Annotated in this window: 15 protein-coding genes and 1 other annotated feature; of the genes, 12 read left to right on the top strand and 3 right to left on the bottom strand. The window is 27.8% G+C overall.

The genetic code is table 11. The features are described from left to right. The first annotated feature begins 7 nt into the window (after nt 1-7). The 5 genes from ACFIJ5_RS11950 (at nt 8) to manZ (ending at nt 5,807) form a co-directional block, all read left to right on the top strand. Nucleotides 8-2,788, top strand: a complete 2,781-nt coding sequence (locus ACFIJ5_RS11950; protein WP_379807308.1) for a sigma 54-interacting transcriptional regulator — start codon at nt 8-10, stop codon at nt 2,786-2,788. A gap of 218 nt (nt 2,789-3,006) precedes the next feature. Next, nucleotides 3,007-3,429 carry a PTS sugar transporter subunit IIA gene (locus ACFIJ5_RS11945; protein ID WP_379807306.1) on the top strand — a complete coding sequence of 141 codons (423 nt, stop codon included), beginning with the start codon at nt 3,007-3,009 and terminating at the stop codon, nt 3,427-3,429. Continuing rightward, nucleotides 3,429-3,902 (top strand): mannose/fructose/sorbose PTS transporter subunit IIB, encoded by a 474-nt coding sequence (locus ACFIJ5_RS11940; protein WP_379807304.1) that lies wholly within the window; start codon nt 3,429-3,431, stop codon nt 3,900-3,902. The genes ACFIJ5_RS11945 and ACFIJ5_RS11940 overlap by 1 nt, the downstream gene beginning before the upstream one ends. Nucleotides 3,903-4,136: 234 nt before the next feature. After that, the gene (locus ACFIJ5_RS11935; RefSeq protein ID WP_379809600.1) at nt 4,137-4,958 is read left to right on the top strand and encodes a PTS mannose/fructose/sorbose transporter subunit IIC; all 822 of its coding nucleotides are present in this window, start codon (nt 4,137-4,139) and stop codon (nt 4,956-4,958) included. Nucleotides 4,959-4,979: 21 nt separating this feature from the next. Continuing rightward, complete coding sequence (gene manZ / locus ACFIJ5_RS11930) at nt 4,980-5,807, top strand: PTS mannose transporter subunit IID (RefSeq protein WP_379807302.1); 828 nt, start codon at nt 4,980-4,982, stop codon at nt 5,805-5,807. A 356-nt stretch (nt 5,808-6,163) separates the two neighbouring features. On the opposite strand, the gene ACFIJ5_RS11925 is transcribed toward manZ, so the two are convergent. After that, nucleotides 6,164-7,093, bottom strand: a complete 930-nt coding sequence (locus ACFIJ5_RS11925; RefSeq protein ID WP_379807300.1) for a transposase — start codon at nt 7,091-7,093, stop codon at nt 6,164-6,166. A gap of 364 nt (nt 7,094-7,457) precedes the next feature. Here ACFIJ5_RS11925 and ACFIJ5_RS11920 point away from each other — a divergent pair, with 364 nt between their 5' ends. The 3 genes from ACFIJ5_RS11920 (at nt 7,458) to ACFIJ5_RS11910 (ending at nt 13,670) form a co-directional block, all read left to right on the top strand. Next, the gene (locus ACFIJ5_RS11920; RefSeq protein ID WP_379807298.1) at nt 7,458-9,395 is read left to right on the top strand and encodes a DNA gyrase/topoisomerase IV subunit B; all 1,938 of its coding nucleotides are present in this window, start codon (nt 7,458-7,460) and stop codon (nt 9,393-9,395) included. Between the two features lie 541 nt (nt 9,396-9,936). Beyond that, entirely contained in the window at nt 9,937-12,858 is a 2,922-nt protein-coding gene (locus ACFIJ5_RS11915) for a DNA topoisomerase IV subunit A (RefSeq protein ID WP_379807296.1), read from the top strand. Nucleotides 12,859-13,106: 248 nt separating this feature from the next. Further along, nucleotides 13,107-13,670: a DJ-1 family glyoxalase III gene (locus tag ACFIJ5_RS11910; protein WP_379807294.1), complete on the top strand. Its 564-nt coding sequence runs from the start codon at nt 13,107-13,109 to the stop codon at nt 13,668-13,670. Between the two features lie 151 nt (nt 13,671-13,821). On the opposite strand, the gene ACFIJ5_RS11905 is transcribed toward ACFIJ5_RS11910, so the two are convergent. After that, nucleotides 13,822-14,247, bottom strand: coding sequence for a GtrA family protein (locus ACFIJ5_RS11905; protein ID WP_379807292.1), 426 nt, complete (start codon nt 14,245-14,247; stop codon nt 13,822-13,824). Nucleotides 14,248-14,996: 749 nt separating this feature from the next. Between ACFIJ5_RS11905 and ACFIJ5_RS11900 the strand changes: the two genes are divergently transcribed. From ACFIJ5_RS11900 to ACFIJ5_RS11890, 3 genes are all read left to right on the top strand, one after another. After that, nucleotides 14,997-16,256 (top strand): M16 family metallopeptidase, encoded by a 1,260-nt coding sequence (locus ACFIJ5_RS11900; RefSeq protein WP_379807290.1) that lies wholly within the window; start codon nt 14,997-14,999, stop codon nt 16,254-16,256. 95 nt (nt 16,257-16,351) lie between these two features. Next, nucleotides 16,352-17,296, top strand: a complete 945-nt coding sequence (locus ACFIJ5_RS11895; protein ID WP_379807288.1) for an AEC family transporter — start codon at nt 16,352-16,354, stop codon at nt 17,294-17,296. Between the two features lie 70 nt (nt 17,297-17,366). Beyond that, nucleotides 17,367-17,610: a binding site (T-box leader), on the top strand. A 164-nt stretch (nt 17,611-17,774) separates the two neighbouring features. Next, entirely contained in the window at nt 17,775-18,287 is a 513-nt protein-coding gene (locus ACFIJ5_RS11890; RefSeq protein ID WP_379807286.1) for a tryptophan transporter, read from the top strand. A 518-nt stretch (nt 18,288-18,805) separates the two neighbouring features. Here ACFIJ5_RS11890 and ACFIJ5_RS11885 read toward each other — a convergent pair. Beyond that, nucleotides 18,806-19,624, bottom strand: a complete 819-nt coding sequence (locus tag ACFIJ5_RS11885; RefSeq protein WP_379807284.1) for a TIM barrel protein — start codon at nt 19,622-19,624, stop codon at nt 18,806-18,808. 386 nt (nt 19,625-20,010) lie between these two features. Here ACFIJ5_RS11885 and recJ point away from each other — a divergent pair, with 386 nt between their 5' ends. Further along, a complete protein-coding gene (recJ, locus tag ACFIJ5_RS11880; protein WP_379807282.1) occupies nt 20,011-21,774 on the top strand; it encodes a single-stranded-DNA-specific exonuclease RecJ in 1,764 nt (587 codons plus the stop codon). The last annotated feature ends 92 nt before the right edge of the window (nt 21,775-21,866 follow it).

Here is a 21,866-nt window from a genome sequence, read left to right as displayed (position 1 = left end):
TGTGAATATGAAGAGGATTGAAAAAATATATAACTGCATTGAGGAAAAGTGTAAGGAATGTGATTTAGGCAAATTGAAGGAAATAAAAGGTTTTAGTGCACAAGACATAGGAGATGACTTAAGTATTTTAAGAAACAATGTGAGCAAAGAGCTTAATGAACTTCTAAGAATGGACAAGATAATAAAAATAAAAGGAAGACCGGTATTGTATTTTCATAAAGAGAGTATTGAAAATATGATAAAATATAAACTTCCTAAAGGACCTATTGAAATAAATAGTATAAATGAATTAATAAAAGATGATGATAGTAAGGATACTGAAAAAAATCCATTTCAGTTTTTAATAGGTGCAGAAACAAGTTTAAAAAATCAAATTGAACAGGCAAAAGCAGCAATAATATATCCTCCTAATGGCCTTCATACCTTAATAGTTGGACAAACTGGAGTTGGTAAAACTTTATTTGCTAATATGATGTACAATTATGGAAAACATATAAAAAAGTTTAATGATAAAACACCTTTTATAGTATTTAATTGTGCAGATTATTATAATAATCCGCAACTTCTGATTTCACATATTTTTGGACATTCAAAAGGAGCATTCACTGGTGCAGATTGTGAAAAAGAGGGATTAGTGGAAAAGGCTAATGGAGGAATCCTATTTTTAGATGAAATACATAGACTGTCACCAGAAGGGCAGGAAATGATATTTTATTTTATGGATACTGGTACGTATAATAAACTTGGAGAAAATGATAGAAATAGAAAAGCGAATGTACTTATAGTAGGGGCAACTACAGAGGATCCAGATTCAGTTTTATTAAAAACATTTATAAGAAGAATTCCTATAATTATTACTATTCCTACGTTTGATGAAAGAGTAATAAAAGATAAAATTGACATTATTAAATATTTGATTTCAAATGAAGCTCATAGGGTAAAAAAGCCCATAAGAATAACTAGAGATGCTGTAAAGGCATTGATTGGAAGTGCTTCATATGGAAATATAGGGCAACTTAAGTCTAACATACAGTTAATTTGTGCAAAAGGATTTTTGAATAGTATTAACAAAAAGGATTGTATTGACATAGATTTAAAGATGCTTCCCAATAATATAAAAAATGGATTCATATCGATATCTGCTAAGAGAAAAGAGTCAGAGCAAATATCTTTGTTAATAGGTTCAAACTTGATGGTTATGCCTGAAAAGTATAGGGGATTGATACAAGAAGATCCTTATGAACTTCCATTTAATCTTTATAAAATTATAGAAGATAAAGCTTCTGTATTGAAAGAAGAAGGGATGGATGATGAGTATATAAAAAAATTTATTACAACAGATATAAATATACATATTAAATGCTTCTATGATAAATTTAAAAATGATACAGAAAATAGTGAAAGAATATTAAAAATAGTAGATAAAAAAACATTAGATTTTGCAGGGGAAATTAAAAGTTTAGTAGAGCAGAGATTGAATAGAAAGTTAACTAAGAGATTTTTATATGCATTGAGTCTTCATTTAGGTGCATTTTTCAAGAGAATTAAAAATCAAACTCCTATAAAATATGCAAATATAGAAAGTACTATAAAAGATAATCCAGAAGAATATAAGGTAGCTTTAGATATAAAAAATATGATTGAGAATAAGTACAATATTAAAGTTCCAGAAATGGAAGTTATATATTTAACTTTACTGTTGAGTTCAGTAGAGGATGAAAAAGAAGATGGATGTGTTTCTATAATAGTTGCAGCACATGGAAGTAGTACGGCAAGTAGTATGGTAAAAGTAGCACAGAAGCTTTTGGGATATGTAAATATTACTTCTATTGATATGCCGCTAGAAGTGAGTCCTGAAGAAATATTAGATGAAATGACTGAAAAGGTTAAAGAAGTAGATAGAGGAAAAGGTGTATTACTTCTTGTAGATATGGGATCATTAATGAGTTTTGGAAGTATAATTTCTGAGAAGACAAATATTAGAGTTAAAACAATTGATATGGTATCAACTCCATTAGTATTAGAAGCAGTTAGAAAAGCAAATATTTCTGATATGGATTTAGAAAGTATATATAATTCACTTAAAGATTTTAAGGGATATAGTACTTTTATGGACAGAGATGAAGTTAAAAATGAAGATGGAGTTATAATAACAATTTGTTCTACAGGGGAAGGAGCAGCAGTTAAGTTAAAAGAGTTAGTTGAAGATATAATCTATAATGTTACAGATTCCAATATACCTGTAATTCCTATAGGAATAAAAGACTTAAAAAAGCAAATTGATGATATATCGGAGCAAAAACAGATTATTGCTTCAATTGGGATAGTTAATCCTAAAATAAATGTGCCATTCATATCATTAGAATCATTAATTAATGGAGAAGGGGAAAAAGCATTAAAAGATATAATAAGAAATAATAATATAAAAATAGTTGAAAGTGATGAGAACATAATGGTAAAAGATTTATGTGAGGATAGTTTAAAACAATTTTTAACATACTTAAATCCTGATAAGGTTATAAGTGTATTAATGGATTTCGTTAGTGTATTAGAAAAAGAAATGAAAAAGAAATTTTCCAATTCCATGAGTATAAGATTAATTATACATACGGGTTGTGCTCTTGAAAGAATGGTTCTTAAAGATGGTTTGAAATATGAGTATGATAAGTCAAAATTAGATAAAGATATATTACAGTATATTAAAAAAGCAGTTTGTGTATTTAAAGATACATTAAATATAAAACTAAATGATGATGAAATATGCTATATTGCGGAAATGTTTAAATAATTAAATAATCATTATTGAAAAAAGTGTATCAAAACAGAAAAATAGTGTATTGATTTCAAAATGCTAAAAAAGATTAAACATTCTTAACTCCTTGAAAAATAAGGCCAAGAGTTGAGAATGTTTTTTTAATACACTTTTTTGGCACGGTAGTTGCTCTATAAAAGGGCAAAGATAATTAATAAAAAATAAATGTTGAAATAATCAAAGGAGGTAATTTAGTGGTAGCAATTATTGTTGGAACGCATGGTAGATTTTCAGAAGAATTATTAAAATCTTCAGAGATGATATTTGGTAGTCAAGAAAATATTAGTAGTATTACATTTGAACCAGGAGAAAGTGCAGATGGTTTAGTAGAAAAGTATGAACAGCAATTAAAAAAACTTGATACTAAAGATGGTGTACTTATCTTAGTAGATTTATTTGGAGGAAGTCCTTTTAATGCTGCTAGTAGAGTAGCAATTGAAAATGAAAATATGGATATTGTAACAGGAGTAAACTTACCAATGCTCTTAGAAGTTTTTGGATCAAGAGGTTTTTCTAAGGTTGAAGAACTTGTAAATGTTGCAAAAACTTCAGGAAATCAAAGTATAAAATCATTTAGAGAAACTTTAAATAAAGCTGATGAGGAGGATGATTTATAATGAAAATTGTTTTAGCAAGAATAGACGACAGGTTAATACATGGACAGGTTGCTACTGTTTGGTCAAAAGAAACAAAATGTCAAAGAATAATTGTTTGTAATGATGAGGTTGCCAAGGATACAGTAAGAAAGACTCTTTTAACACAAGTTGCACCTCCAGGAATTAAATCACATGTTGTTGATGTAGCAAAGGCTGCAAGAGTTTATAAAAATCCTAAATATGCAGAAGACAGAGTACTTTTACTATTCACTAATCCTACAGATGTTTTAAGAATGGTTGAAAGTGGAGTTGATATCAAAAGTGTCAATATAGGTGGAATGTCTTTTAAAAGTGGAAAGAAGCAAATTACAAATGCAGTATCAGTAGATGAAAAGGATATAGATTCTTTTAAAAAACTTCATGAAAAGGGAATTGAACTTGAAATAAGAAAGGTTGCAGCAGATAGTAAAGTTGATTTAATGTCCTTGATTTAATAAATTGGGGACGGTTCATTATTTGATGTTGTTAAGTAATGTTCTTAATTCAATATTATGGAAGATTTATGCTGTGTAATTTATATGATTTAGATAGACAAATGTTTTGAGATTTAAAATGTAATCGATTGTAAATATGATAGTATAATTATTTTCCAATAAAGTATTATCATATTTAAAAATATTTACTAAAATTTTTATACAAAAATATTTTAAGGGGGATTATATATGCATATTAGCGTAATTCAAATCATTTTAATCTTTATTGTATCATGTATAGCTGGTATGGGTAGTGTTCTAGATGAATTTCAAACGCATAGACCACTAATTGCATGTACACTAATAGGACTTATATTAGGAGATTTAAAAACAGGTATTATAATTGGTGGTACTCTTGAAATGATGGCACTTGGATGGATGAATATTGGAGCTGCAGTAGCTCCAGATGCAGCACTTGCAAGCACAATTTCTGCCATTATTGTTATTGCTGGAAAACAGAACATAGGATCAGGAATAGCACTTGCAATTCCAATAGCAGCAGCTGGACAAGTTTTAACTATATTTGCAAGAACTATAACTGTTTTCTTCCAACACAGGGCAGATCACTATGCTGAAGAAGGAGATTGTGCAGGTATAGATAGATGTCATTTGTTGGCATTGATAATACAAGCACTTCGTGTAGCTATACCAACTTTGTTAGTTGCAATGTTTGTTGGAACAAGTGTAGTACAAAATATGCTTAATGCAATACCAAAGACTATAACAGGAGGACTTCAAGTAGCCGGTGGATTTATCGTCGTTGTTGGTTATGCTATGGTTATAAATATGATGGAAGCTAAGTACTTAATGCCATTCTTTTTCTTGGGATTTGTAGTTGCTGCATTTACAAAATTCAATTTAGTTTCACTTGGTGTATTGGGAACAGTAGCAGCAATAGTTTATATTCAATTGAATCCGAAATATAGTACGGTAGCTGTAGCATCAGCAAATGTAGCGGCAGCCCAAGAAGGGTCAAATAATGATTTAGATGATGATCTTGATGATGAATTAGATTAATTTTAAAAGGAGGTATTAATTATGAGTGAAAATAAAAAAAGGATAACCAAAAAAGATCGTGTAAAAATGTTCATACGTTCTAATTTTCACCAAGGTTCTTGGAACTTTGAAAGAATGCAGGCTTTAGGATATTGTTTTGAAATGGTTCCTATAATAAAGAAATTATATAAAGGAGAGGAAAGGAAAAAAGCTCTTAAAAGACATTTGGAATTTTTTAATACGCATCCATTTGTAACTGCACCAGTACTTGGAGTAACAGCAGCAATGGAAGAAGAAAGAGCCAATGGAGCTGAAATAGATGATGGTGTTATAAATGGTATAAAAGTTGGTCTTATGGGACCTTTAGCAGGAGTTGGTGATCCTTTATTTTGGGGGACATTGAGACCGGTAGCAGCAGCTCTTGGTGCTTCAATTGCAATGGGTGGAAGTTTACTTGGACCTATTCTATTTTTCTTAATATTTAATGTAATTCGTTTAGCAGTTAGATGGTATGGAATTGAGTATGGATATAAAAAAGGTATAGATGTTGTTAAAGATATGGGTGGAAATAGGCTTCAAAAGCTAACAGAAGGAGCTTCAATACTTGGATTGTTTGTTATGGGTGCATTAGTCTGTAAATGGACAACAGTAAACATTCCAATAGTTGTATCTAAATTACCAGATCAAACAGGAAAAATGGTTACAACAACTGTACAAGATATTCTAAATCAATTAATGCCAGGGTTAATACCACTGTTATTAACATTCGTTTGTATGAAACTTCTAAAGAAAAAAATAAATGCAATTTGGATAATCTTTGGTTTGTTTGGAGTCGGTATACTTGGCTTTGCAACTGGAGTGCTTAAATAATAAAGGGACGGTTCATTAAAAGTGGTATAAAGATAATTATATCAAAAAACCATAAATTTGATTAAATTATTAAATTATTAGATGAATACATGTAATTTTATATTTCATCAAAAATAAAAATAAATATTTATTATTAATAAAATAAGGATGAGTTATCTTATCAAGAATATTTTTAAAGGAGAAAGGATAGCTTGTCCTTTTTTATAAAAGAAAATATTTGATTAGGTGAATAAAATTAAAAAATCATTTTAATGAAGCTATTTTATAGAGTAATTTAAATTTTTAATTTAAATTTTTAAATAATTTTTCTCTTACAATTTAAATTTAAAATTGTAGATTAGTTAGTTCCTAAACTCTTAACTAGCTTTCCAAGCAAGAAAATCATCAATAATGTTTTTGTATTTATCATCGTTCAGGACAATATCAATACCTATAGAACAGAGAGTAGAAACACGTGATTGAGTTATATTGCCAATAACTTCGCATATTTTTTTATCTTTAAAACCACACAAAGCCTTTAACATTAATACATATACAGCTTTATTTTTAGTATTTCTTCTTTTATTTTTTAAAACAATTTCCCATTTAGGCATACCAGTATATTCAGAAAGAAAATTTAGTATTTCCTCAGCACTAAAAGATCTTTTTATAATATGTCTTTCACTTCTATATTCTGTTTTTTCGTCTTCAAATTCAGCACTTTTTTCAAGCAGCTTATCAGTACAGTTATATACTAATTCTGTATAATTTGCTCTAGCTTTTTTTACATCAGTATTAAAAAATTGCATAATGTAATCTTCATCAAGAACATTAAAAGGATCGTTTCTCAATCCTAAGTATACTGCTAAACTTGAATGTTTATATTCTTCTATACAATTTCTATATTTTTTTATGTCCTTAGGATTTTTGTGAATGTAGGCAGAAAGGGTTAATAAATAACGATTACCATCGACTATTTTACTTTTAAATCTATCACGAAAAACATGACCTTTTCTATTTTCACCATTCTTTTTGTGAGAACTATTGTAATACTGGGCATAAGATTGATTTATATCATGCATGAATTGGCTAACATCAGCACCATTAGAATCAACTATCAAATGACCATGAGTGGACATAAGGCAGTATGCATATACTTTGAAATGGAACTTAGTTTGATATTTTTTTACAAGTTCCATATATTTATTTTTATCGATATTGTTCTCGTACAAGGAAATCTCACTTATTCCATTAAACATTATGTGATAAATTCCATTTTCGATTTTAATTCTAAAACTTCTTCCCATAAAGATCGCTCCTCTACTATATTTTTTATTTAAGATTATTGACAAAAGTAAAGAAAAGTAATCAATTTGAGGTAAATTTTGAGGTGGTTTTGAGGTAAGAAAAATTACTAATAAAATGAACCGTCCCCTTGAATTAGTTACGAAAGATTTATTTTGAAAATGAACCGTCCCCTTGTATTTTGACACTTAAATCATTTAAGTTTATACTATAATATATAAAAACTTATGTAAATTTAAGGAAAAAAAGTATTCATATATTGAAAAACTTGCATTTATATGAGAAATTAAGGTATTATAAATTTATAGAATATTTAAGAACATATGTTTTGAAATTTATTAGAATGGAGGCAGCGTTAGTTTGAGTATGAACACTACACATTACGATGTTACAGATTTAACTTCACTTGAAAAATTAGAGCCCGTAAGAGTAAGGCCGGGTATGTATATAGGTTCCACAGGTATAAGAGGACTTCACCACTGTCTTTGGGAAATACTTGATAATGCTATAGATGAAATAACAAATGGTTTTGGTGATAGAGCTAAAATAATATTAAATAAAGATAAAAGTGTAACTATAAGTGATAATGGAAGAGGAATACCAACTGGTATACATCCTATAAAAAAGAAATCAGGAGTTGAGATGGTATATACTGAACTTCATACAGGAGGTAAGTTTAATAATAAAAACTATAAAACTTCTGGAGGACTTCATGGTGTAGGAGCAGCAGTTGTAAATGCTTTGTCTAAATGGGTAGAAGTACATGTAAATCAAAATAATAAAGTTTACAGACAAAGATTTGAATATGCATATGATAAAGAATTAAAGAGAGATATGCCAGGAACTCCAGTTACTAAACTTGAAGTAATTGGTGAAACTAAGAAAACTGGTACGATAGTTACTTTTATGCCAGACAATAAAGTGTTTAGTACTGTAGACATGAAGTTTGATACTATAGATGAGAGATTACAGGAACTTGCATTTCAAAATAAAGGAATAACTTTAACACTAATAGATAAAAGAGGCAGTGAAGAAGTTAAGAAAGAATATCATTCAGAAAGAGGTTTACTAGATTTCATAGAATACTTAAATGAAAGTAAAACGGCTATACACAAACAGCCTATTTTAATAGATGGAAATAAAAAAGTAGGGGATGTTGATGTATATGCGGAAGTATGTATACAATTTACAGATTCCACTACAGAACACATTGCTAGTTATGTAAATAATATTCCTACAACAGAAGCTGGAACTCACGAAACAGGATTCAAAACAGGAATGACTCGTGCATTTAAAGATATGGCTAAAAAGTTGAATCTAATGAAAGATAAGCAGGATTTTGAGGGATCAGATTTAAGGGAAGGCTTAACTGCAATATTAAAGGTTAAAATAAGTAATCCGATTTTTGAAGGACAAACTAAAACTAAGCTTGGAAATAATGAAGCTTATACTATGATGAATGAAATAACTTATACAAAATTATGTGAATGGATAGAGGATAATAAAGATGTAGCATCTAATATAGTTAATAATGCAGTAGCAGCTGCTACGAGAAGAGAAAAAATAAAAAAAATAAATGAAGCGGAGAAAAAGAAAGTAGGAAAAGGTACAGCACCTCTTGCTGGAAAGATAGCAGTTTGTACATCAAAGAACACAGAATTTAGAGAATTTGTGATAGTTGAGGGAGATTCAGCTGGTGGTAGTGCAAAAATGGCTAGAGACAGAAGGTTTCAAACTATAATGCCTTCTAAGGGTAAAATAATGAATACAGAAAAGCAAAAATTAGAAAATGTATTGGCTAGTGAAGAACTTAAGATATTTAATACAGCTATAGGAACAGGTGTATTAGATAATTATAAAGAAAAAGATTTAAAATATGACAAAATAATAATTATGAGTGATGCAGATGTAGATGGATATCATATAAGAACTTTATGGATGACATATATATATAGATATATGAGACAACTTATTGCTAATGGACATCTATATATTGCACTTCCTCCACTATATAAAGTATATAAAAATGGTAAGAAAGTAAATCTAGAAAAATATGCTTATAGTGATGAAGACTTAGAAAGTGCAAAAAAGGAAGTAGGAAAAGGTGCATCTATTCAAAGATACAAAGGTCTTGGAGAGATGAATCCTGAACAGTTATGGGAAACAACATTAAATCCTGAAACAAGAATATTACAAAAAGTTACTATAGATGATGCAGCAAAAGCTGAAAAAATGGTTTCTCTTCTAATGGGAGAAGTAGTAGAGCCAAGGAGAAATTATATGTACAAATACGCAGAATTTTAGTATCATATTATGAATATAAGTACAATATATAAAATAAAGTTAATTCTATTATATATATAAACATGAGGAATTTTAACTGACAATACAATGTATTAAAGTCAAAATTAAATACATTTTTAAAAATTACTAAACTCAACCTTCGCAGTAAGAAAATACTATTCAGCGAAGGGAAATGATATCTTGCGTAAGAAACATTTGAACAAAGTTTACAAGTTCTTAGCTTTACGAATTTGAAAAAAGTTATTTTTTAATTACTGATTCCTACGGAATATTAATTAAAAAATCTTTTTTCAACATGAGTAAAGCTTAGAACTTGTTACTGAAGTGAAATGTTTCAGAGCAATATATCATTTTCCGCAGCGACTGTTTTTCAGCTACTGCAAAAATTGAGTTATAAGAAAATGCGATGAGTTAAAGCTCATTTTTAAGTTAAGCTTAATTAGACGAGCTTAACTTTATTAAATATGAAAGATGAATTGTTAGCAATAAATTTACTGGTGTAGAACGAGCTACACTGTATATTCTAGAAAGGAATGAGACAATGGCTAAAAAAATAGATATTCCAAAAGATAATAATATAGTTGAAATACCACTGGAAGAAGCTATGCCGGAAAATTATCTTCCTTACGCTGTAGAAGTAGCAAAGGAAAGAGCACTGCCAGATGTTAGAGATGGTTTAAAGCCTGTACATAGAAGAATATTATATGGAGCATACAAATTAAAAGCTTTTCCTGATAAACCTTATTATAAATCAGCAAGAATCGTAGGAGATATTTTAGGTAAATTTCATCCACATGGAGATACTTCTGTATATGATTCATTAGTAATAATGGCACAAGATTTTTCAACTAGGTATCCATTAATTGATGGTCACGGAAACTGGGGAAGTGTAGATGGAGATAGTGCTGCGGCAATGCGTTATACTGAGGCCAGATTGACACCTATTGCCCTGGAAATTTTAAAGGATATAGATAAAGAAGTTGTAGACATGGTACCAAATTACTCAGAAACAGAGTTGGAACCTAAAGTACTTCCAGCTAAGTATCCAAATCTATTGGTGAACGGTGCTTTTGGAATAGCAGTTGGACTTGCAACAAATATTCCTCCTCATAATTTAGGAGAAGTAATAGATGGAACTTTGGCGTATATTGATAATAACAACGTAACTACTAAAGAACTTATGGAACACATAAAGGGACCAGATCTTCCTACAGGTGGTATATTAATAGGTGAAAAGTCAATACTATCTGCTTATGAAACAGGTGAAGGAAGAGTTACATTAAGATCTAAGACTAAAATTGAAAAATTGGAAAATGGAAGATTAGGAATTGTTATTACGGAATTTCCATATAGAAAAAATAAAGCTAAAATACTTCAAACAATTTCAGAAATGACAGCAGATAAAAAGCATTCAAAAACCTTAGATTCAATTACAGATATTAGAGATGAGTCAGATAGAAATGGTATTAGAGCAGTTATTGAATTTAAAAAATCTATTGATAGAGATATTGTTGAAAAAGTTTTAAAGTATCTTTTTAAGAAAACAGATCTTCAATGTAATGTTAATTTTAATATGGTAGCTTTAGCTAATGGTAAGCCAGAAACTATGGGAGTTAAAATTATATTAAAACATTATGTAGACCATCAAAAAGATGTAATTACTCGAAGAACAAAAAAAGAACTCCAAATGGCAGAAAAAAGATTTCACATAGTGGAAGGGTTTATAAAAGCAATAGATATAATTGATGAAATAATAGCAACTATAAGAGCTTCTAAATCAAAAAAAGACTCAGAAAAAAACATTGTAAATAAATTTGGATTTACTGAAATTCAAGCAGAAGCAATAGTTGAATTGATGCTGTATAGACTAAGTGGATTAGAGATAAAAACTTTTGAAAAAGAATATAAAGAATTGCAAAAAATAATTAAAAGATTAAGAAAGATATTAGAAAATGAAAAAGAACTTTTGAAAGTTATAAGAAAACAACTATTACAAGTGAAAGAAAAATATGGTGATGAAAGAAGAACTAGAATAATTGCTGATGACGACGAAGCTAAAATACAAGTAGAAGAAATTATAATTGAAGAAGATAATATGGTAACAATATCTAATGAAGGATACATAAAAAGAATTTCAATGAAATCTTATAATAGATTAAATTCTGGTGTAGAAGATATTGAATATAGAGAAGGAGATTTTAATAAACACTTAATTAAAACAAATACTACTCATACTATGATATTTTTTACACAGAGCGGAAATATGTATCAAATTAGAGTTGTAGATATTCCAGAGCTTAAGTGGAAAGAAAAAGGTGATAGGTTAGATTCACTTATAAAAGGTATAAATTTGGATAAAGAAGAAATTATATCAGTATATTCAATACAAAATTTTAAAGAACCAAAAGAGATAATCTTTATTACTGATAATGGGATGATAAAGAAAACTAGTTTGGATAAATTCATAACTAATTATTCAAAATTGCAAGCTTTAAAAATAAGAAAAGAAGAAAACTTAATATATGTTAATTTGATGGAAAAGGATAGAAAAGAAGAATTTATAAAAGTTACTACTGAAAAAGAATTGCAATTTGTAATTAAAGAACCAGAGCTAAGTGAAGTGGACAGAAATATAAAAGGGCAGCAATTAATTAATTTAAGTGAAAGTAATAAAATAAAAAATGTAGAATTCATAAAAGGATATACTCCTAAAGAATTTTACTTTGGTATAAGTAGTAAAGGAAATATTAAGGTTTCAGAAAGAAAATTTAAAAGAGATATAGTATTAAAAACATATTCTTACGAAACAATATTAATATTTGATGATAAAGGGTCAGTATATCAAATACCTGCTTATATGGTGGAAAGTGTAGAAAACAATTTTAATTTAACTAATATTGTTGATGGTTTTGATAAAGGTAGCAAAGTTATAAATGCCTTTTGCATAAAAGAATTTAATGAAAATATAGATATATACTTCTTTAGTAAAAAAGGATACATTAAGAAAACAAGGTTAAAAGATTTTAAAGGAGACTATATATGTTCAACTGCTTATAAATTAAAAAATAAGGATGATAGATTAATAAATGTTCAAGTAATAAATAGTGAGTGTAATAAAGATGTAGTACTTATAACTGAAAAGGCTATGAGTATTAGATTTGATGGAAATTCAATAAATCCAATGGGAAAAGTAGCTTCAGGGGTAACAGGAATTAGCTTGAAAGATGAAGATTATGTAATTTTTAGTTGCTTGATTGACTCTAATGTATCTAGTGATGAAATAAATGAAATAGCTGTTAGTACCACAAAAGAGAAATATGAAAAAGTAGTACTAACATCTAATAAAAATAAAATAAAAATTGTACTACTAGATGATATAAAATCTCAAAATAGAGCGGGTAGAGGTAAAAATATTATGCTAGTAGTATTTGATGAGTATTTAGAGGATGTGAAGCTTTCATAGAATTTGATAATTATTCACTAACTTTCGTAGTAAAAAAATACTGTCTAGCGAAAGAAAATGATATATTGCGTAAATAGTTAACAGTATATCATTTCTCGCAGCAACGATTTTTTTTCTTGCGAAAGTTGTGTAATTACAATTGAAATTTTAAGAGTGATAAAAAGGCAGTTTTATCTTGGTGATGATAAAAATCTGAGAATAAGTGAGTATATTAAAAATAATGAAAGATTATAGAGGGAGGTATATATATGAGTAAGGCTTTAGTTTTTTTAGCAAATGGATTTGAGGAAATAGAAGCTTTAACATGTGTAGATGTACTTAGAAGAGCACAGATAGATGTAGATACATGTTCTATAAAAAATAAAACTGTATTAGGAACACATAATATTGAGGTGAAATCTGATAAAATTATTGATGAAATTAATATTGAAGAATATGATGCAGTAATTTTACCAGGAGGTATGCCTGGAGCTGCTAATTTAAAAGAAGATAAAAAAGTTATAGAGGCAATAAAAAAATTAAATAGTGAAAATAAAATAGTAAGTGCAATTTGTGCAGCTCCAATAGTACTTGCAGAAGCAGGAGTTATTGAAAATAGAAGAGTAACTTCATATCCAGGATTTGAAGATCAACTTGGTAATTGTAAGTATGTAGATAGCGAGAAAGTTGTTCAAGATGGTAATATAATAACAAGTAGAGGTCCAGCTACTGCAATTTATTTTGCATTACAAATAGTAGAAAATTTGAAAGGTACTAAAGTTGCAAAAGAATTAAAAAACGGAATGTTATTAAATTTTGTAGAGGATAATTAATCCTAAGAATTAGAGTAATATATCATTTATCGCAGTGAAAGGTTTCAGAGCAAGATATCATTTCCCGCAGTGGCTATTTTTATCTCAGAAAGTTGAATAAGGTACTAAAAAAATATTTGCAGGAACGTATTGTTCCTGCAAATATTTTTGTTTAGGTTGTTTGTTTTTTAAAAACAAAAAATTTATTAACTAAGAAGGTAATAATGCCGATTGTAATAGAAGCAATTAATTTTGAAATATTTAACCAAATGCTTTTGGATAAATTAAATATATTGTTATTTGTCAATGTAACAAATAGCATAGTATTAAATATTGCTGATATTGCCAAAACACCAGCATATTTAAAATATGAACTATCCTTTGATTTAAAAGTAAATTTTCTATTTAAAAAATATCCGTTTATAGAATAAGCAATGAATGCTATAAAATCAAATAAAAACAATGTTTTTCCAGAGTATATGTTTGTAAGGCGAGATAATATATTTATAATTAAAAGATTTATTAATCCATTACTTCCTCCAACTAAAGCATAAGTGATAAATTGCATTAAATTACTAAGAGTGTTTTCTTTATTCATTCATATGACGCTCCATTTTAAACTTTTATCCCAAATTATTATCTTAATGTGCATCTTACATTTATTATTCAAATCTCGTTACTAAGGTAAAAGATAAATTTTCACTCTTAACTCTCACATATCTAATATATTTATCCTAAGTATTGTTTTTATTATGCGAAATTTGAAAATATAATTAGTAATCTTTAGTATGAATTTTATCCTATATATGTTTAATTATGAAGAAATATACTTACAAGAATAATTATAACATATTGAATAGTATATTCACAGAAAAAAATTAATAATTTTTTAGTAAAATCAAATATTTTTTTACTGCAAAAGTTAAGTTGTTTATTATTAATTCAACTTTCTCAGTAAAAAAGCACTGTTTAGCGAAGGAAAATGATATCTTGCGTAAGAAACATTTGAACAAAGTTTACAAGTTCTTAGCTTTACGAATTTGAAAAAAGTTATTTTTTAATTACTGATTCCTACGGAATATTAATTAAAAAATCTTTTTTCAATATGAGTAAAGCTTAGAACTTGTTACTGAAGTGAAAGGTTTCTAAGCAAGATATCATTTCCCGTAGCGGCTATTTTTTACCTGCGAAAGTTGAGTTATTAAATATATGATAAATGACAGTTATACAGTGAATTTGGGAAAAATATGATATAATATATTTTAAGTTTTCCTAACACAACGGAGGAAACATATTCAATTGTGTATTGTACACTATACAAGATTATTATTTAAGAAGGTGAAAAAAATGAAAGAAATTACAATGGATAATGGTATAAAAATAGTATATGAACAAAGAAGTGGAGAATTAACTTCTTTTTCTATTGCTTTTGATGCAGGTGCTGTGGTAGAAGAAAAAAATGAAAATGGACTTGCGCATGTAGTTGAGCATATGATTTTTAAAGGTACCAAAACTAAAAAAGAGGAAGAAATAAATAAATTATGTGATGAATATTTTGGATTTAATAATGCTATGACTAATTACCCTTATGTTGTATATTATGGTACATGTTTATCACAAGATTTTGATAAAGCTTTTGGATTATATTCAGATATAATATTAAATCCTACATTTCCAAATGAAGGTTTTAAAGAAGAAATTGATGTAATATGCCAAGAGTTAAGAGAATGGAAAGATGATACAGCACAATACTGTGAAGATGAATTATTTTATAATTCTTTTAATGAAAGAAGAATAAAAAATTTAATAATAGGTACGGAAGAAAGTGTAAGATCTTTCTCTAGATATAATGTTATTGAATTTTACAGAAAACATTATATTCCTAAGAATTGTGTAATAAGTATAGTATCTTCACTACAATGGGATGAAGTTTACAATATGATAAGTGGGTATTACAAAAATTGGGAAGCAGTATATAATGAAAATGATATGAAGCAAAAATATGATGATATTAACAAAATCAAAAAAACAACTTTATATGAAAAAAATAATCCAGGTACTTTTGTAAAGTTGAAAAAAGATATTGAAACAGCAAAAATTCAATATATATTTCCAATACATGATTTAAGTGAAAAGGAAATTAAGGCATTAAGAGTATTTAATTCTTATTTTGGAGAAGGTACAAGCAGCCTTTTATATGATATAGTAAGAACTAAAAATGGACTAGCATATGATATTACAAGTACAATAAAAAATGAAAATGGTATAAAGTTATTTACTATATATGTTGGTACATCTAAAGATAAAATACCATATACAATTAGATTAATTGATAGTCAGATTGAAAATGTAAAAAATAATACAAATATTTTTAATAAAGAAAAGGTAAGTAAATTAGTTAAAAGTATAAAATTAAAAAGAGCTTTAGGCTTAGAACAGTCAATTAGGTTAAGTTTGAATTTAGCTGTTTATGGAATTATGTTTGAGAAACCTAAAGCTTTGTTTGAACAGCTTGAAAATTTAGAACAAATTAATGAGAATGATATATTAAGAGTAATAGAGAAAGTTTTAAAAAATCCATCCGTTCAAGTTATTGAGCCTGTTTAAGTGAACCAAAATAAGCTTTCATGAGCGTTTAACTTTTTATTAAATTATGGTATCCTTAGTTTGCAAAAGAAAAAGTGTTAAAGGGGACAACAATTATGATCAATGCAGTACAAAGTATATTAAGTATGTTTATTATGATTTTTATTGGATGGATGATGACAAGAAAGAAGTTTTTTAATAAGGAAACTTCTAAACTTTTTTCAAGTTTAATTTTTAATTTAGCATTACCAGTACTTATGTTTTATAGTGTAAGTGTAAGATTTACAAAACAAGAACTTTTACATTTTAGAAAAGGAATATTAGTTGGTTTTGGTGTTATATTGACCGCTTTTTTTATAGGTGTTATTATTTTAAAAATTGTAAGTAAGGATAAAAAAGGAAATAGTATTTTATCTACTATGTTCGCTCAATCAAACACAATATTTTTAGGGTTACCTGTATGTATAGGGGTATTTGGAGAAAAATCTATATCATATGTTCTTTTATATTATTTTGCAAATACCACTATATTTTGGACTGTAGGGTTTAATAGAGTGAAAAAAGAGTGTAATGTTAAAGAGGATAATGGAATAATTATTGGTATTATTAAAAAGATATTTTCACCACCACTAATAGGATTTTTAATAGCTTTATTATTTATTATTGTAGGAATAAAAATACCTGAATTTATAATGACAACATGTAAGTATATTGGAGGGTTAACAACTCCACTTTGTATGTTTGTTATAGGAATAATGATTTATTACATAGATTTAAAAGAGCACAAGTTTGATATTAGATATGTTGTTGTACTAATAGGAAAATTTATAGTATTGCCAGTAATTATGATAATAGTAGTACAGTTTATTGATATTCCATCATTACTTAAAAAAGTATTTATAATAGAAGCAAGTATGCCAATGATGACACAAGCAGCTATAGTATCTAGAAAATGTGAGATTGAGGAAGATTCAGTCCCATTCTTAGTAGGATTGAGTACAGCATTAAGCTTAGTCATAACACCTTTCTATATTTATGTTATTAATATTTTGGGAATATAGATTAAAATTTTCAAAATTATCTTTACAATGAATAATTATTGTGGTAAAATTAATAACAAATTTGAAATTCATAAATTCTAGGACAAGGAAGAGTAATTAAAATGATGTAATAATAGAGAGTCGAGGATGGTGGAAGCTCGATATTGCTAATTCTAATGAATGGACCTTGTAGAAGTAAACCGAAACCTGTTTTGGGGAGTAGTATTTACCGGAAGCCTACCGTTAAAAAGGATAGGACATGTTAGTGTCTGAAGTTTGAGATATGCAATTTTGCATAAATTAGGTGGTATCGCGATATAATCTTCGCCCTAGTATAATATTAGGGGCGAGGATTTTTTTATTATCTAAAAAATTTAAAGTGGATTTTAAATGAATAAGGAGGTGAGAGCTATGGCTTGAAATGAGGATTGTAGCCATTGGAAAAGTTTTAAAATTCGTAAAAATAAAAATTTAATAAAAAATAAAGGAGCTGTTTTAAATGAAATCAAAAAAAATAATTATAAGTTCATTATTTCTTGCTATAGGGATGATACTTCATCAAATTTCACCTCCTATACTTATGGGAATGAAACCAGATTTTCTACTTGCAATGATGTTTATTGCAATATTAGTAAGTAAAGATTATAAAACTACATTAGTAATTGGAATTACAGCAGGAGTATTAACAGCATTAACTACTAATTTTCCTGGAGGTCAAATTCCTAATGTGATAGATAAAATAATAACTTCTCAATGTGTATATTTTATATATAAAATAATGGGAGATAAGATTAATAATAGAATTAAAATTTTAGTGATTTCATCAATAGGTACAATTATCAGTGGATGTGTATTTTTGTCAACGGCGTTACTAATGGCAGGATTACCAGCACCTTTTGGTGTATTAGTAGTAACTGTAGTTTTGCCAGCTACTATAATAAATGCTATTGCTTCATTTGTTCTATATGGTGTTGTTAATACAGCGTTAAAATACTCTGTAAATAAAGTATAAATAAGAAAGTTGAAAGTTGAAAGTAAAAATAAGGATGTTTTTCTTACAGAAAAACCGTTATTAAAGTATAAAGTAAAAAGTATAAAGTAAAAATATTGATGGATTTTCAAAAGCAAGCTTTTGAAAATCTTCCTTATTTGTACTTTGTTCTTTCAACTTTATACTTTTTTTACCCTATTACATAATTCATAAAATATAGGTAAAAATACAGAATGTACAACTTGGAGAGAAGGAGGAATCAAAAATGGCTAAAAAAGGTATGAAAAGACCTGATAAATCGGAAACTGATAGACCTCAAAATAAAAGTAAAAAAAGAAGACAAGAAATGCAAGTTCCTGAAGTGAAATAGAAAGGAGAAAACTATGCATAGAGAAACTAAAAAACAGAAAAAGAGACAAAATCATCAAAGTGGAAAACCAGAAATTATAACAGAAAGTGAAATTCAAAAGAATCCTAGAAAAGGAGCAATAGAAGGAAAATAGTTTATTTAAAGTATAAAGTTGAAAGTACTTTCAACTTTATATTTTTTCATAGCTTTCTTTTAAAAGAAGAGCATCTTTTTCAAGTATAGGACTTTCACATATAATGCATCCCTTAACATCAAAATCTTTTAATGTTTTTAAACAGTCAATATAATTAAAATCGCTTTCTTCAAAAGGAAGGTGATTTCTCTCACCTTTAGCTGTATAATTAATTCCAGACATATGTATGTGTAGGTCGTTTAGTGCTTCTTGACCTAGTTCATCTTTTACGTATTTAAGAATAGTTGCATAATCATCATAATTTTTGAGACTTCCATTGTATCTAGCGTGTAAATGAGAAAAGTCTATACATAATTTACAACTAGGTATGATTTTGCATAATTGAGTTAATTCTTCAAGTGAACCAAATTGAGTAGGCTTACCTGTGGTTTCTAATCTATAATCTATACCTATGTGTGGAAGTTTCAATAAATTATTTTTTATAGTATCAAAAGTCTCCTCTTTAGAATTTTTCAAGTAAAATCCAGGATGAAATATTAGACTTCTACCTTCCACTTTTTTTAATCCTTCTGCTCCTTTTAATATTCTTTCTAATGATTTTTCTTGTTTTTCTAGTTCCACTGCATTTAAATTTATAAAATAAGAGCCATGAGCAGATAAGTAAAAATCATTTTCTAATTTAGATTTTAGTACAGCATCTTTATTTTTATTAGTTATATTTACAGATCTTACAAAAGGAAGTTCCATAGCATCTAAACCTATTTTTTTTAGATAAGGTATAGCAGTTTGATATGTAAATTTTTTATCTCCATCTCCAATTGGCAATCCTGAAATACCAAATAATAATCTATCCATCTTATAACACTCCTTACTTTAAGTATATGTCAAAGTATATAATTACATATTTCAACTTTCGCAGGTAAAAAATAGCCGCTACGGGAAATGATATCTTGCTTAGAAACTTTGTTCAAATGTTTCTTACGCAAGATATCATTTCCCTTCGATAAGCAGTGTTTTTTTACTGCGAAAGTTGAGTTACATATATAACAATAAAAGTTATCCAGAGATGTAACATTTTTATCTGTTACTTATAGAAAAGTAGATATCTGTAGGATAAACTTTCAATTGTATAAAATATTATACCATAAAAATCTTATTCTAATGTATTTTTAAAAATTGAGATTTTATAGAATAAGATGTTATAATGAAATTAATGACAACTATAGAAAAGGGGTATAATTTTGAAAGCAAGATGGCTGTTAAGAACTACGAAAATAGATGTTAAAGAGCTAGCAAACAAAGCAAATATAAGTCCAATTACTGCAAAAATATTAATTGATAGAGGGATTAATACTCCACAGGAGATAAAAAAATTTATGAGAGCTTCTTTAGAAGATTTATATAATCCTTTATTGATGAAAGATATGGATAAAGGTACAGATATAATAAAAGAAGCAATACAACAAAATAAAAAGATATGTATATATGGAGATTATGATGCTGATGGTGTTACAAGTACTACAATATTATATAAAGCATTAACAAAGCTAGGTTCAAATGTAAAATACCATGTGCCAGATAGAGAAAATGAAGGTTATGGTATGAATAAAAATAGAATAAAAATATTAAAGGATGAAGGAATAGATGTAATTTTAACTTGTGATAATGGAATAGCTTGTACAGAAGAGGTAAAACTTGCTAAGGAATTAGGTATGACTGTGGTTATAACAGACCATCATGAATTACCTTTTATTGAGGACAAGGGTGAAAGAACTTATGTAATTCCAGAAGCAGATGCTGTTATAAATCCTAAGAGAAAAGATTGTTCATATCCTTTTAAATTATTATGTGGTGCAGGTATATCATTAAAATTTACTCAAGTGCTATTTGAAAAATTTAATTTGAAAAATGAAAATATGAAAGAGTACATAGAGTTAGCAGGAATAGGTACAATATGTGATGTAGTTGATTTAGTAGATGAAAATAGGATAATAGCTAAAAATGCTATTGAAATAATGAATGATACTAATAATCTAGGATTGAAATGCCTAATAGAACTAATAGGGTGTAAAAGTGTTAAGTCTTATACTATAGGTTTTCAAATAGGACCATGCATTAATGCTACTGGAAGACTTGATACTGCTGCACTATCAGTTGAACTGTTATTATGCAAAGATGAAAAAAGAGCTAAAGAACTTGCAGATATACTTTATCAATTAAATAAAAAAAGACAAGAAATGACTAATAAAAATGTAGATGAAATTATAGATAGTATAGAAAATTGTGATATGAAAAATGATAAAGTTCTTCTAATTTATAAAGAAGATGTTCATGAAAGTATAGCTGGAATTGTTGCAGGTAAAATAAGAGAAAAATATAATGTACCTACAATAGTATTAACAGGTGGAAAGGAAATGCCAAAAGGTTCAGGTAGATCTATAGAAGAATATAACTTATTTGAAGAACTTATGCAGTGTAAGAATTTAATTTATAAATTCGGTGGTCATCCAATGGCAGCTGGATTATCAATAGAAGAAGAAAATATTTGTAAATTAAGACAGAAGTTAAAAGAAAATTGTACGCTTACTAATCAAGATATAATACCTAAAATAAGAATTGATAAAAGATTACCTTTTGCGTATATATCATCTAATTTAATACAGGAAATAAATAGTTTAGAACCTTTTGGAAAGGGCAATGCATCACCTGTTTTAGCAGAGAAAAATGTATGTATACAAAGAATAGCTATACTAGGAAAAGACAAAAATACATTGAAATTGAAATGTAGAATTAATAATAGTAATAGGTGTATTGATGCATTAGGATTTGGCAAAGTAGATGAATTTACAGAATTATTAAAAGAACATTATGGTGAAAGATACCTACAAATTATAAATAATCCTATGAATTTAAAATTAGATATAATATTTACTCCATATGAAAATGAATATATGGGAAATAAGACAGTTCAGGTTAGAATCAATGATGTTAGAATATCAAGATAGTTTAAGAAGACAAAACATAAAAGAGGTAACACAATTGTTTAACTGTGTTACCTCTTTTAAGCTTATTAGCGTATGCTTACACTAGATTTGGA

Source organism: Haloimpatiens myeolchijeotgali (assembly GCF_042688525.2).
In the GTDB taxonomy this organism is placed as follows: domain Bacteria; phylum Bacillota; class Clostridia; order Clostridiales; family Clostridiaceae; genus Haloimpatiens.
The sequence above is the reverse complement of the archived record's forward strand: the minus strand, read 5'-3'. Positions and strand labels throughout refer to the sequence as shown.